The organism is Thermomicrobium sp. 4228-Ro (genome assembly GCF_026241205.1).
Taxonomy (GTDB): domain Bacteria; phylum Chloroflexota; class Chloroflexia; order Thermomicrobiales; family Thermomicrobiaceae; genus Thermomicrobium.
Map to the genome: position 1 here is coordinate 1,729,220 of NZ_JAPFQM010000001.1, position 13,823 is coordinate 1,743,042.

Sequence of the window (13,823 nt, forward strand, 5' to 3'; positions counted from 1 at the left end):
CTGTCTACGCTCGATCGGCATATGTCGGGAGCGTCAGCGTGACGGCCGTCCCACGACCCGGCTCGCTCGCGATCTCGACCGTGCCCCCGTGCAGCTGCATGATTTCGCGGACGATAGCCAGGCCGAGGCCGAATCCGTTCCGTCGTTCGCTCGTCCCCCGGTAGAACCGGTCGAACACGTGCGGCAGGACTTCCGGTGGGATTCCTGGCCCGGCATCCCGGACCGTGAGGAGGACGCGGGGCGGCTCGCCACCGACCGGACGCGCTTCGATGGTGACCTGAATCTCCTCGCCACCGTGGACGAGCGCGTTCTGCACGACGTTCTCGATCGCGTGTTCCAGGAGGTCCGGGTCGCCTGCCGCGGTCAGGGACTCCGGCACCTCGATGCGGAGTGCGATACGGCGTTGCTGGAACTCCAGTCGACGTCGTGCGACGACCCGCTCGACGAGCGTGGCGAGCGAGACCGGCTGGAGCTCGAGCGAAGCCTGGCCAGACTCGAGGCGCGTGAGGTGGAGGAGCTGCGTGAGCAACCGCGCTGCGCGTTCGCTCTCCTCGGCGATGAGCCGGAGAACCTCCTCGCGCTGCTCCGGCTCCTCGACGAGTCCCTCGCGCATGGCCTGGGCGTAGCCCTGGATGACCGTCAGCGGTGTCCGGAGTTCGTGGGCCACATTGGTGAGGAGGTTCCGCTGGCTCTCCAAGAGTCGCCGGAGATTCCGCACCATCGTGTTGAAGCTCCGGACGAGCCGCGACACTTCCTCCGGACCCGTCCCTTGCGCTTCCCGGTTCAGGTCACCCGCTGCGATCGCGTCGGCGACGCTCGCCAGTTGGGCGATCGGCCGGGCGATCGAGCGGGCGAGGAACCAGGTGACGACCAGCGACACGCTGAGTCCAGCCAGGACGGCGATGCCGAGGCCGGGCAGCAACGCGCGGACCAGCGCCCGTGTCGGTGCCGGGGCGAGCACGACCAGCGTCGCATCCGGCACGCTCGCCAGCGGTGCCGTGGCCACCGCATACCCAGCGACCGAGCCAGCGAACCGCGCGGCTGCACGGCCCCGGCGACCCGGTTCCAGCTCTCCATCGTCGCCTCGCACGGAGAACCTGAGCATGATCCGCGTCGCTTCCGGCAGCGGCTCTTCGCCCGAGTCGGCGAGGATCGCCCCGCGCGAGTCCATGATCACGAGCCGCGTGCCGGTACGCTCGCCGAGTTCGTGGAGGAACTCGTCACCCAGGAGCGGCCGCAGTCCCGGGCGACGGTAGACAGTGTCCACTCCTGCAGCCAGCTGCGCAGTCAGTTCCTCCAGCTGGCGTCGCTGGAGCGTCTGCTGCGCATGGGCGATCGGCCAGATGGCCGCCATTGCAGCCGTGGTCACCATCACGAGTACCACCAGAACGAAACTCGCGAACAGCCTGGCACGCAAGCTCCTGATCACGGCTCACCCTAACCGGCAACCGGGATGGTCACCACCCCGCCTGCCAAGGCCCAGTCTGCTCGGCGGACGTAAACGCAACGTAACACGGGGCTCAAGATTCGCTGAGTGTGAGACGATAGCCGACGCCACGGACGCTCTCGAGACGTACCTGACTGCTAGCGAGTTTCTGGCGCAGCCGGTTCACGTGGACGTCGAGTGTCCGGGATTCCTCGTCCAGATACTCGTCCGACCACACGAGCTGCAAGAGTCGCCGGCGCGGCACGACCCGGCCTGCGTGCGTCGCGAGCACGACGAGAAGATCGAACTCGCGGGGACGCAACGCGATCGGCTGGTCACCGATGAAGGCTTGTCGTCCGTCGCGGTCGATCCGGAGGTCACCGACGACCAGTTCGCGCACCGGTGGGCCGCTGGCGCGTCGAAGCAACGCACGGACGCGAGCCAGGAGTTCGTTCGGCTTGAACGGTTTGGTCACGTAGTCGTCGGCGCCGAGGTCGAGCCCCTCGACGATGTCGCGCTCGTCGTCCAGCGCGGTCAACATCAAGATCGGCGTCGCATGACGTGTGCGGATGGCCCGGCAGACGTCCCGGCCGTGTGTCCCTGGCAGCAGGAGATCGAGAATGACGAGATCCGGTCGCTCGCGCTCGAAGACGGCGAGCGCTTCCGTTCCATCGGTGACGGTGACGACTGCATGCCCGTCACGCCGGAGATACAGTTCGAGGAGCTTCGCGATCCGGACGTCGTCCTCGACGACGAGAATCCGTGCCATTTCACCCTCAGGGCACCGCTGGATAGCCAGCGAGCGCAGCGACATCCGGTGAGAATCCTACGAGAACGGACTCCGGTTGTGCCGGCACGGCGACCCGACGGTAGAGGAGGAACGAGAGGTACTCCCGCCAGGCTCGCGGATCGATGAGGCCGATGGCGAGCCGTCCCCAATCCGGCTGGGCGAGCGACCCGGGTAGTGCGAGCCGGTACGGTACCGGCTGCCAGATCAGGTCGGGGCGCGTCGCAGCGACTGCTGCCTGCTCGCTGGGCGACACGATGACGACCTGCGCGCTCGCTGCAGCACTCGCCAACATCGTTCCCTCGGTTATGGTGAGGTGCGGAAAGTCGCGCAGGTACCACACGAACGGTTGGGCGACGTTAGTGCCGAGGGTGATGGCTAGGCCATGCCCACCCGTCGGATCGCGCGGATCGAACTGGAACATGGTGAGGTCAGTGCTCGCCCGGCGAATCCGATCGATCGCTTCGACCAGCCCGGGCGACGCATCACCGGCGTGCAGCACCGTGCCGGGCCGGTAGCTGGTAACGGCATTCGCCAGCATCGCGTCGCGCACGGCCAGAGTGAGGAGCGCGAGGAGCACCAAGACGATCGGCGTCGATCGAGCGGCGCTCGCCAGCAGCCAAATGTTCCGCAGAATCCAGAGCGCGACGAGCAGGAGCAAAACGAGACTGATCGTCCCGGCGAGCCAGACGAAGAAGCTCCCCTGCGGGCCAGCCAAAAGGCGTCCGGCGAGACTCGCCCCGATGAAGACGACGATGGCCAGCATGCCGAGTGTGGCCGCGTTCCAGCGGTTGCCGAAGGCCCGCCAGGGAATGCGTGTCGAGATGGCCGCTAGGCCGAACGCTCCGAGCATTCCTGAGGCAGCGGCCACGAGTGCCAGCACTGCCCGCGAACCGTTCCCAAAGAGGACCGCAAAAAGCACCATGGCAGTAGCCAGCCCGACCAGCGAGCGGGGGCGCCCGCTGCGCCACAGCACGACGGTGCCAGTGAGTGCGGCGACGAGGATCGGAAACTCGTCGCTCGCGAGGAGGACGAGCGGTACTGACCAGCGTGCACCAGGCTCGGCCAAGAAGTCGTGCCACAACGCCGACCAGCTGGCCGTGACGAAGGTCGCCAAACCGGACGGTCGAGTGAACAGGAGCGTGCTCGTCGCCGCGAGCATGACGAGCCCACTCGTGACCAGATATGCGGTACCCTGCAGGCGCGCCCGCGTGCGGACGACGGCGAGGCCGAGGAACACGAGGGCGAGGATCCACCCGATCGGATGCGCGAGGGGCAAGGCAGCCAGCACGGCACCGAGCACCGTCGCGCTCGTCCTGCCCGGCCAGCGGACGAGGACGATGCTGGCGAGCAGTCCCAGCGTCACGAGCAGGGCCGCTCCGTCGAGCCGCGTGCTGGCGAGCGTGAGCGTGGGCGAGAGGATCAGGAGAACCGCAGCAGCGAGCGCGACGGTCCGTCCGACTCCCCGGGCGAGCACGGCGAGTGCCGGAACGATGGCGAGCCCGGCCAACATGCTGGGAAGCCGGGCGGCACCATCGCCGGGGCCGAACAGGAAGAACGACAGCGCAGCCAGGATGGTCGGTAACGGCTGGGCCCAACCCTCTGCCGAGAGGTCACTGCCGCTGACGACAGCGAGCGCATCGCTCGCCAGAGTCGCCTCGTGCGGGTCGAGCGGGTAGGAGCGGAAACCGTAGAGGCGTGTCACCGCGGCGACGAGCACCAGTGCCAGCCAGGGTGCCGCGTCGCGGAGCCAGTTTCCGAGCGGCACGTGGCGGTCGAGCAGACTCGTCGTGTCGCGCGTCGGTGAGGTGTCGGCAGCGTTCATCGTATCGTCTCCCCTCCGGTCGGAACCGGTGGCACCGCGAGGACCGCCTCGAGCCGCGGCTGATCGATCCGTGCCTCGCGGAAGGCTGGTACGAGGTCGTTGCGCACGTAGACGCGGAAACGGTAGGAACCGATCGGTGACGGAAGCTCGCGCATCGTGACGAGCCGGAACAGTTTGGCTTGCTGTTCGGGTTCCCGAGCGGTCGCGATGCTGCGCCAGACGCTGCGCAAGACGTCCAGAAGCGAGTACGGAGGCGGTTCGTTGGTCTGCAGGTTTTGCCGCGACGGTGTCTTGAGTTCCGGCGCGATCGCGAAGGCGCGGTACGTCGTCTCCTCCGGATACCACCAGCGCATCGGGTAGTCGAAGGCGGTGTACGTGCCGCGCAGGAGCGTGTCGGTTTCGGGCCGGAGGTATTCCAGCGAGTACAGAATGATCGGCGGCGGATGCTCGGGCAGCGCCGAGATCGTGGTGCCGAAGTAGCGCCGATTCGGAAATTCGCGGAGATACCAGTTCATCGGCCACTGCGTGCCCGAGTCGTACCACACCTCCAGCCCCATGCCACCGGTCAGCTCGAGCGACAGGCGCTCGAGGTCACGCGTGAGCTGGACGACGTGCGGTGAGGTCTGGACGTAGATCAACATGTCCCGCGGGACATCGCCTTCCCGATACGTTACGCGCCAACCAGCGTGGACCTGGAAGAGCATGAGAGCCGCTATCCAGGCCAGGGCGAGCGTGCGCCCGTACGGCCGCCAACCGCGATCGACCGCAGTGGCCAGGAGCAGGATCACGGCGACGAGAAGCGGGATCCATGCCAGACGCAGCCACTCCGCGCTGCCTGCTCGGACGGTGCGCAGAGGAACACCGGTCGTGCTGTCGTATGGGCCAGCGGTGAGCCAGCTCATGGCGAGGTACCACTGGGCGAGCAGGAGCACGGTGAGGAGCGCGAGCGCAAGGGCGACGTGGCGCTGGGAGAGACGCCAGATGCGCCACGCGTCCTCCAGACGCTCGAGGAGCTGGCCAGCCAGGAGTCCGGCCAGCAGGCACATCGGCACGCTGATATGGATGACCAGCCAGGGCATTTTTTCGCCAGCCCAGGAGAGGACGGCGAGCATGAGAGCGCTCCAGTAGACGAGGAAGGCCCCGGTCTGCCAGCGGCGCGGAAACGGTGCGCCACCCAGGACAGTGCGGAGGCCACCCCAAACGGCGGCTGCGACACCGATCGGGAAGGCGAGCACCGCCACCGGCTCGTACTGCGGCATCATGACGAGATAATAGAACCAGGGCTGCTCACCGCGCTGGACGCCATGCTGGCCGAGCCAGTAGCCGAGCGCGCCGAACGTGCCGCTGGCGAGACCACCGAGGTTCGTGAAGAGACTGGTGTAGAGCGTGACGAAGAGGGCGAGGCCGATGCTCGCGCCCCAGGCGAGTCCTGCGCGGTCGCTCCACGCATTCCCGAGTGCTCGTGCGATCGAGCCTGGCGGTGCAGCCTGGCTGAGCCAGTCGTTCCAGGACTGGCCGGCTGGCTTCGAGCGAGCCACGAGACGCCAGCTCCACAGTATCCAGAGGAGGCCGATCCCGATCGCCGCGAGCGTGATGGGATGGGTCAGGAGGCGGATCGTGAAGGTGGCGATCGCTTCGCGCGTCGGATTCTCCCATGGTATGGGTGGTGGACCAGGCACACCGAGCCGGTCGAAGAGGACGAGGAGGAGGCCGAAGGCTGTGAGGGCCATGCCACTGGTGGCGAGGACGATCGGTGCGACACGCGCGGCGAAGGCCAGCGCGACGAACGTGACCAGGATGAATGCCGAAACGAACGTGACCTCGTGCGTCGTGAGCATGAAGGCACCGGTGATCAGGAACAGCACGATCCAGCGTCGTTCTGGACGTTCCACGTAACGCAAGAAGCAGACGAACCAGAGAACTGTGGCGGTCACAGCGAAGATGTCGTGTCGGATGAATCGACTGAAGTAGAGTACCGAGGGAGAAACCAGGAGGAAGACACTGGCCGCGAGTGCGCCCCAGCGTCCGAGGAACCGGTCACCACGCAGCAGGACAGGCAAGAGGACGAGGACGACACCGAACAGGGCAGCCGGCACGCGCGAGGCCCAGTCGCTACTGCCCAAGAGGAGGTAAGCGAGCGCGTCGAGGTGGAAGAGGGCCGGCCCGTGCATCATCGGGTGATGGATATACCCGTTTCCCTGCTCGTAGACCCAGGAAAAGTAGGTGTGCAGTGACTCGTCGTGGTGGAGCGTGCGCGATCCGAGATCCCAGAAGCGGGTCACGAAGGCAAGGGCAGCGATCAGCAGGTAGGCCAGCTGTTCGACTGTTGGCCGAGCGAGCTGTGCGCCGAGCCGGAGTCGGATGGTCGGTCTCGCAGCGGGTGACGGTACTGGTGTGCTCATCCGTCTCGCTTGCCCCTCGGATCGGACAGGCCTCTCGTCGCGGGGATTCTACCAGTCGAGTATGCTCGGGAAGAGGCCAGAGCGGACTGTTGGGAGTCGAACGATGGCGGAATCGTCACGGCCACGCTGTACCGTCTTTCTGGTATCCGACGGAGTCGGTACGACTGCCCAAGCGGTTCTCGACGCGGCGATGGCGCAGTTCCCCCATGTCGATTTCGAAGTGAGACGGTTCCCAGGGGTGCGGACACTCGATCAAGTGAAGGAGGTTGTCGAAGAGGCGGAGCGTGCGAATGGGATCATCGTCCATACCGTCGTCATCGTGGAGATTCGTCGCCTCCTCGTGCGGGAGTGCCATGCCCGCCTTATCGACCATGTCGATCTGTTGGGACCGCTGTTGGGTCAGATCTCGCAAAAAGTGGGTGTGGAACCACTGCTCAGGCCGGGTGCTGCGCGTGGTGTGGGGCCTGAGTACTTCCAGCGGATCGAGGCGATCCAATATACGGTGCGCCACGACGATGGCCAGGGACTCGAGACGCTCGGTGAAGCTGATATCGTCCTCGTTGGGGTCTCCCGCACGTCCAAGACACCGTTGTCAGTGTACCTGTCGATGTCGGGTTGGAAGGTTGCGAACGTCCCGATCATCCTGAACGTTCCGCCACCACCGCAGCTCCGACAGATCGATCAGCGCAAGATCGTTGGCCTTACCATCGATAAGGACGAGCTCGTCCGTATCCGTCAGCACCGCTTGCAAGCACTCGGCGGTTCCTTACCCGGCGAATATGCCGACCCAGAGAAGATTGCTGAGGAGCTGATTTACTTCCGGCGAGTCGCGCGCAGCGGCTATCCCTGGCCGCTCGTGAACATCACCGGGAAATCGATCGAAGAGATCGCTAAAGAAGTGGTGTCGATCATCCAGCGGCAGCGCTTGCGCGGGCTGATCGGCGCCGGCGAGGGAAACGCTGACTGACACGGGAAAGGACGTTCGATCGGTGGGACGACGGACACGACGTGTCTGGTGGATCGTCGGGGTATCGCTGCTCCTCGTGGTGAGCTGCGTGGCCACGACTGCGGGCTTCGCTTGGCTGGTTTCGGGAGGGGTGAACAGCTGGTTCGAGCAGCCGCACGTGGCGGAGATCCGTGTGCGCGGCACGATCGTCTTACGCGGCAGTGGCGGCCTCCTGACCGGTGAGGCGGCGAGTGCCGAGCGGATCGTCGAGCAGCTCGACCGAGCCAGGGAGAATCCGAAGGCCAAAGTCATACTGCTCCGGGTCGATAGCCCGGGCGGTGGCGTGAATGCCGCCCGCGAGATCTGGGCGGCAGTCCGGCGGGTGCAGGATGCGGGGAAACCGGTCGTCGCGTTCTTCGAGGACACCGCAGCGTCCGGAGGCTACTATATCAGTGCCTCGGCTGACCGTATCGTGGCGATGCCCGACACCATAACCGGCAGTATCGGTGTGATTGCAATCGTTCCGGATCTTTCCGGTCTGTACGAGAAGGTGGGGATCCGGTACCAGGTCGTCAAGAGTGGCGAATTCAAGGATATGCTCTCGAGCGATCGGCCGATGACTCCTGAAGAGCGAGCGATTCTCGAACGCCTCATCCAGGAAGCGTACGATGAGTTCGTGCGGGTTGTTGCCGAGGGACGAGGCCTCCCGGAGGAACAGGTGCGCGAGCTTGCCGACGGCCGGATCTATACGGGGCGCCAGGCAGCCGAGCTGGGTTTGGTCGACGAGCTGGGTGGCTACCGCGATGCGCGAGCAGTCGCTGGCCAACTCGCTGGCTTGGGGAGCGAGCCCCCTGTTCGGGTCTACAGTGCCCCGCCCAGTTTCTGGGAAACGTTGAGCGGGACGGCTGCGTCATTGCTCTTCGGCACCGAACAAGGGCCGGCCGTCGTCGTGCCGACCGGCCCCATCGACGTGCGGTACGAACTCGGCTGGTAGGGATACCTGCGGTCAATCGTCGGCACTCGGCTGAGCGACGGGTGCTACGCGTGCGCGCCGATCCTCCAGGAAGGGCGTGATCAGGTCGATCGGGACCGGGAAGATGATCGTGCTGTTCCGCTCGGTCGCGATCTCGGTCAGGGTCTGGAGGAAGCGCAGTTGGAGTGCTCCCGGTACGCTCAAGAGCGTCCGTGCGGCTTCGGCGAGCTGACCTGCCGCGGCGAGTTCGCCCTCGGCGTGAATGATCTTGGCGCGCTTTTCGCGTTCGGCTTCGGCCTGACGAGCCATCGCGCGCTGCATCGACTCGGGGAGTTCGACGTCCTTGATCTCGACGATGCTGACCTTGACGCCCCACGGCTCGGTTTGCTCGTCGATGATTTCCTGCAACTTCTGATTGATCTTCTCGCGCTCGGCCAGCAGCTCGTCGAGCTCGACTTGCCCGAGGACGCTCCGCAGGGTGGTCTGCGCGATTTGGGACGTCGCACGGATGAAGTCGGCGACATTGACGACGGCCGCGTTCGGATCGACGACGCGGAAATAGGCGACGGCATTCACCCGGACGGTGACGTTATCGCGCGTGATGACCTCCTGGACAGGGATGTCCATGGTCACGACGCGGAGGTCGACCTTGACCATGCGCTCGATGATCGGGATGAGCAGGATCAGCCCTGGCCCGCGGGGTCCGACGAGTCGCCCGAGCCGGAAAACGACGCCCCGCTCGTACTCCTGAACCACCTTGATCATCGAGCTCAGGAACATCAGGACGAGGACGACAACGACCGCGCCGGTAATCAGTGACGTGAGACCCATCGGATCGTTCTCCTCTCGGGTTCCTGCACGACGCTACGTCCGCCGGAACAAGGCGGCGAGTGCTCCCCTTCGCCGCGCGGGCGCTGTCTTCGCCTGCGCCGGCTCCGTCGCTGCCTCTTCCGTCAGCGGTTCGACGAGCAGAACCAGCCCTTCGACTCCGACTACTCGAACGGCTTGGCCGGCCGGGATCGGTCCGGATAGGCTGCGGGCTCGCCAGAGTTCTCCCTCGACGAAGACCATGCCTTCCGGCTCGAGCGCACGCCGGGCCACGGCGCGAGCGCCGATCAGCGCTTCCTTGCCGGTCGCTGGCCGCCGGGCATGGGCACGGGCCACGAGGTAGACGAGAACGAGGAACACAGCAGCGACCGTTCCGGTGACCGCAATGACTACTGCACGGGAGAGCTGGAAGGCGGGGTTGGCTGGCGACTGCAAGAGCAAGAGCGACCCGAGCGCGAAGGAGACGATGCCGCCGAGCGTTAGGACACCATGTGTGGGTACATACAGGTCGATGAGGAAGAGAAGAAATGCAAAGGCCATGAGCAACACACCGGTCCAGTTCACGTCGAGGGTACCGAGCGCATAGAGTCCCAGAAGCAGGAGGATTCCTCCCAGAACGCCCGGCAGGATACTGCCGGGATTGGCGAGTTCGAAAAAGATGCCGAGCATACCGAGGCTTAGCAAGATGTAGGCGATGTTCGGGTCGCTGAGTATCTGGAAGAAACGCTCCAGAACGGTCATGTCGACCGTGACGATTTCGGCGTCACGCGTACGGAGCGTCACGCTACCGGCGCTGGTGCTGACCGTACGACCGTCCACCGCGTCGAGCAGGGCATCGAGCGAGGGAGCGACGAGGTCGACGACTCCCAGCGCTGCTGCCTCGTCGGCCGTGATGTTCACGGCCTCGCGGACCGCTTGCTCGGCCCAGTCGGCGTTCCGCCCGTGGCGCTCCGCCAGGCTGCGGATCTTGGCGACCGCGTCGTTCACCAGCTTGCGCTGCATGGTGTCATCGGTTTGGGTGGGCTGGCCGTCCTGACCGATCAGAACCGGGCTCGCCGATCCGATGTTCGTCGCCGGTGCCATGGCAGCGATGTGCGCGGCATAGGTGATGAAGACCCCAGCCGAAGCAGCCCGCGCCCCTTGCGGTGCAACATAGACGATAACGGGGATGGGACTTTGCAGAATATCCTGGACGATATCGTCCATCGCGGAACTCAGACCGCCTGGTGTGTCCAGCCGGATGACCACTGCTTCCGCGCCGTTGGCTACCGCCGCGTCGATGCCGCGTGCGACATAGTCGGCCATCACGGGTGTGATGGCCCCATCGACTTCGAGGAGGTAGACACGTTCTCCTGCAGCCGCTGTCTGCTGCGCCAGCAGGCTGAGCCCGAACAACCATATTGCCAGTGCCACGATGCCCTGGCGCAGGTTCCGCACAGTGCCTACTCCAAAACGTCTCACGGCGCACCGACCGTCAGCGTGACATCGACGCTCGACACGTTCAGTATAGATGAGCGCAGGTCATTCAGACGACCACGGTAACCTGCGATCCGCTCGGTGTCTTCGTGACTTCGATGCGTTGTGGGAACTGGTCTTTCAGCTCCTCGAGATGGGTGACCACGAGGATCAGCGCGAAGCGGTCACGCACAGCCTGTAGAGCCTGGACGAGCCCCTCACGGCCTTTCGTGTCTTGTGTCCCGAACCCTTCGTCGATCACCAGCGTTTCCAGGCGACGGCCGGCCCGTTGCGCGAGGAGCAAGCTCAACGCCACGCGCAGCGCGAAGTTGATACGGAACGCTTCACCGCCGCTGTACAGCTCATATGGACGCTGACCGAACTCGTCGCTGATGAGGATGTCGAGCGTCTCGATCGCCCCATCGCCGCTGACGCGCTCGCGTTGTGTCGCGAAATCGAGCCGGAGCGTGTTCCCGGGAAGGCGATCGAGGATGTCATTGGCGGTCTCGGCGAGTTCGGGGAGCACGTTCTCGAGGATCAGCGTCTGGATCCCGTGTTTCCCGAAAGCATGTTCCAGTTCTTCCAGGACAGCCTGCTCGCGTGCGAGATGGTCGAGCCGCGCGGCTAGGGCCGCTGCCTCCTCAGCGGCACGTTCCGCGTCGCGCAGCTGTTGTCCCACCGCGCCGATCTCGGCTTGCGTCGCGTGGAGTGCCGTCTCAGCATCGGCGAGCGCGGCCCCGGCCTCCTCCAAATCCCGCGTCGCTGCAGCCAGTTCCTCCTCAGGAGGCTTCGTTCCGCTGAGCTCCTGCTCGAGTGCTGTCAGTTCATCGACGACCGCCTGGTAGCGTTGCTCGGACTGCTCGATCTGCTGCCGTACGAAGCGGAGGGCGACGCGGGCCTGATCGAGTGCCCGCATTTCCTCGTCGACCGCGGCGAGGGCTGCAACGCGTTGTTCGAGCTGGCGGTGGTGCGCTTCGTCGTAGGGCAGTGCAGCCAGCTGCTCCTTGAGCTCGCGGATCTGCTGCTCGAGCGCCGCCAGCTGGGGATCGGTGGAGTACGCGTCCCGCAGTTGCTGCAGTTCCTGCTCGACGCGCACCCGTTCACGCTCCAGCTGCGCGAAACGCTCGAGCTCGGCCGCGATCCGACCGAGCTGTGCCTGTAGGGTACTTTCGCCAGAGAGCCGCTCGTTCAGTTCGTCGCGACGTTGCTGCAGGCTGGCGATCTGCTCTTGCACCTCGAGCGCTGCCTGGCGGTAGGCCGCGCAGCGTTCCGCGAGGGTTCCGATCGGTCGAGCCATGAACTCGCCGAGTCGATGCTCGAGGGTAAGGATGTCCCGTTCCAGTGCGAGTAACTGTGCATCGCTGCGCTCGGCTTGGCGGAGTTGTCGGATCTGCTGCTCGAGTACCTCGAGCTGCTGCGTTACCTGGCCGAGTCGATCCAGTTCAGCGTCGATGCGTCCGAGTCGAGCCTGAAGTGCCCCTTCCTCCTGCAAGCGCTGTGCGATCTCCTTCAGCTTGCGATCGAGAGCAGCAGAGTGTTCACGGATCGCCCGCACCTCCTGGTGGCGCGCCTCGAACTCTTCGCGCAGTGCCGTGAGCTTCGTTTGCCGTTCCGCGATCTGGCGCGCCCGTTCCTCCGGTGAGAGGGGCCGCAGGCACACCGGACAGATGGCATCGAGTCGCTCCAGTTGCTGGAGTTGTTCGTTGAGTTCGGCCATCTGTGCCCGCAGTTGCTTGCCGAGAGCCGTGAGTTCCGCGTCCTGGGTGCGCAGAGAGGCCAGCTCGCGTTCGATGGCCTCTCGCTCGACTCGGACGGTCGACAGGCGGGCGAGGTCGGTCTGGAGCTGCTGCCGCTCTTGTTCGAGTCGCCCCCGCTGCGCAACGTCCTTCGCCAGCTGTTGGCGCTGACTGTCCAGCGAGCGGAGTTCAGCGAGGATCTCGCGTTGACGAGCCTCGTAGGCAGCGTACGCCTGGAGAATGGCCTGGAGATCGGCAGTGCGCTCACGGAGAGTCTGAAGCTGCGTTTCGATACCGTCACGTTCAGTCCGTAGCTCTTCCAGGCGCACGAGTTCTGCCCGGAGTCGTCGCTGCTCGAGCTCTCGTTCCGCTCGGTGCGCGAGCTCGTTCGCATAGCGCGCGAGCTGCTCCTCGCGTGCCCGTATCTCCAGAAGGAGGTGCTGCTCGCGCGTTGCCCGTTCTGCTGCGAGTCGTCCGATCCGCTCGGTCAGCTGCTGACGCACGCTGCTGATACGTATGACTTCTTGGAGTTCCTGCTGCAGTCGCTGCCGTTCCGCAGCCCGCTCTCGGATCTCCGCCTCGCGAGCGAGCAGCGCGGCGTGCTGGCGTTCGTCCGCAGCGAGTCGCTCGAGTTCGGCCAGAATCTGCTCTCGCTGGGATCGGAGCGTCTGGGCCCGACGCTGGCGCTCACGGTAGCGGTCGATTTCGATCGTGAGCCGGTGCACGCGCTCCTGCCAGGCGGTAACGTGGTCGCGGAGGCGTCGGAGCTCGTCGTACTGAACCGAGGCGATTCGCTCGAGTGTGGTGAGTCGTTCACGGAGAGACGGGATTTCTGCTGTCCGGGCAGCGAGAATCTCGCGCTCGTGTTCGAGGCGGAGTCGTTCCTCGCGGAGGCGCCGCCCTTCCTCCCGGGCGAGTTCACGGTATCGTTCGTAACGGTCGAGTTCGAGGAGCTCGGCGAGGATGCGCTTGCGTTCGCTCGGTGTCCGGCGCGTGAATTCGTCGGCCTTGCCCTGCAGGAGAAAGACCGAGTTCACGAACGTCGTGTAACTGATCCCGAGCAGTCGATCGATCTCGCGCTGGACGGCGTGCTTGTTACCAGTCGCGACCGGCACCCAACCCTCTTCGGTGCGTACGTGGAGTTCGAGGAGCGAACGGGTGCGCCCGCTCGCGGTGTAACCTCGGGTGACGCGATATTCCCGCCCGTCGAGCAGAAAGGAGAATTCGACGCGTGTGTCGCTTTCACCGAGGCTGACCAGGTGCTGGTTGCCGGCGCGAGCCTGCTCCCAGAGTGCCCAGGTCATCGCATCGAGGAGTGCCGACTTGCCAGCTCCGTTCTCGCCAGAAAGGCACGCGAGGTGCAAGCCACTGAAGTCGACCTCGACCGGATCGCGGTAACAGAGAAAGCGCTCCAGGAAGAGACGAGTCGGTATCATGCGAGACCT

At 65.4% G+C, this 13,823-nt stretch carries 9 protein-coding genes; 2 read left to right on the forward strand and 7 right to left on the reverse strand.

Annotated elements, in window-relative coordinates:
• Positions 1-4: 4 nt before the first annotated feature.
• The 4 genes from OO015_RS08125 to OO015_RS08140 form a co-directional block, all read right to left on the reverse strand.
• Positions 5-1,429 (reverse strand): sensor histidine kinase, encoded by a 1,425-nt coding sequence (locus OO015_RS08125; protein WP_265940729.1) that lies wholly within the window; start codon positions 1,427-1,429, stop codon positions 5-7.
• Positions 1,430-1,520: 91 nt separating this feature from the next.
• Positions 1,521-2,240: a response regulator transcription factor gene (locus OO015_RS08130; protein WP_265940730.1), complete on the reverse strand. Its 720-nt coding sequence runs from the start codon at positions 2,238-2,240 to the stop codon at positions 1,521-1,523.
• Positions 2,203-4,038 carry a hypothetical protein gene (locus OO015_RS08135; RefSeq protein WP_265940731.1) on the reverse strand — a complete coding sequence of 612 codons (1,836 nt, stop codon included), beginning with the start codon at positions 4,036-4,038 and terminating at the stop codon, positions 2,203-2,205. The genes OO015_RS08130 and OO015_RS08135 overlap by 38 nt, the downstream gene beginning before the upstream one ends.
• On the reverse strand, positions 4,035-6,440 hold the full coding sequence (locus OO015_RS08140; protein ID WP_265940732.1) for a flippase activity-associated protein Agl23: 2,406 nt from the start codon (positions 6,438-6,440) through the stop codon (positions 4,035-4,037). The genes OO015_RS08135 and OO015_RS08140 overlap by 4 nt, the downstream gene beginning before the upstream one ends.
• A gap of 103 nt (positions 6,441-6,543) precedes the next feature.
• Between OO015_RS08140 and OO015_RS08145 the strand changes: the two genes are divergently transcribed.
• Positions 6,544-7,407, forward strand: a complete 864-nt coding sequence (locus OO015_RS08145; protein ID WP_265940733.1) for a pyruvate, water dikinase regulatory protein — start codon at positions 6,544-6,546, stop codon at positions 7,405-7,407.
• A 22-nt stretch (positions 7,408-7,429) separates the two neighbouring features.
• Positions 7,430-8,380 carry a signal peptide peptidase SppA gene (gene sppA, locus OO015_RS08150; protein WP_265940734.1) on the forward strand — a complete coding sequence of 317 codons (951 nt, stop codon included), beginning with the start codon at positions 7,430-7,432 and terminating at the stop codon, positions 8,378-8,380.
• A 12-nt stretch (positions 8,381-8,392) separates the two neighbouring features.
• Here sppA and OO015_RS08155 read toward each other — a convergent pair whose 3' ends face one another.
• From OO015_RS08155 to OO015_RS08165, 3 genes are all read right to left on the reverse strand, one after another.
• Positions 8,393-9,190 (reverse strand): slipin family protein, encoded by a 798-nt coding sequence (locus OO015_RS08155; RefSeq protein WP_265940735.1) that lies wholly within the window; start codon positions 9,188-9,190, stop codon positions 8,393-8,395.
• Between the two features lie 33 nt (positions 9,191-9,223).
• The gene (locus OO015_RS08160; RefSeq protein WP_265940736.1) at positions 9,224-10,624 is read right to left on the reverse strand and encodes an NfeD family protein; all 1,401 of its coding nucleotides are present in this window, start codon (positions 10,622-10,624) and stop codon (positions 9,224-9,226) included.
• 88 nt (positions 10,625-10,712) lie between these two features.
• Complete coding sequence (locus OO015_RS08165; RefSeq protein WP_265940737.1) at positions 10,713-13,814, reverse strand: AAA family ATPase; 3,102 nt, start codon at positions 13,812-13,814, stop codon at positions 10,713-10,715.
• Positions 13,815-13,823 lie beyond the last annotated feature (9 nt).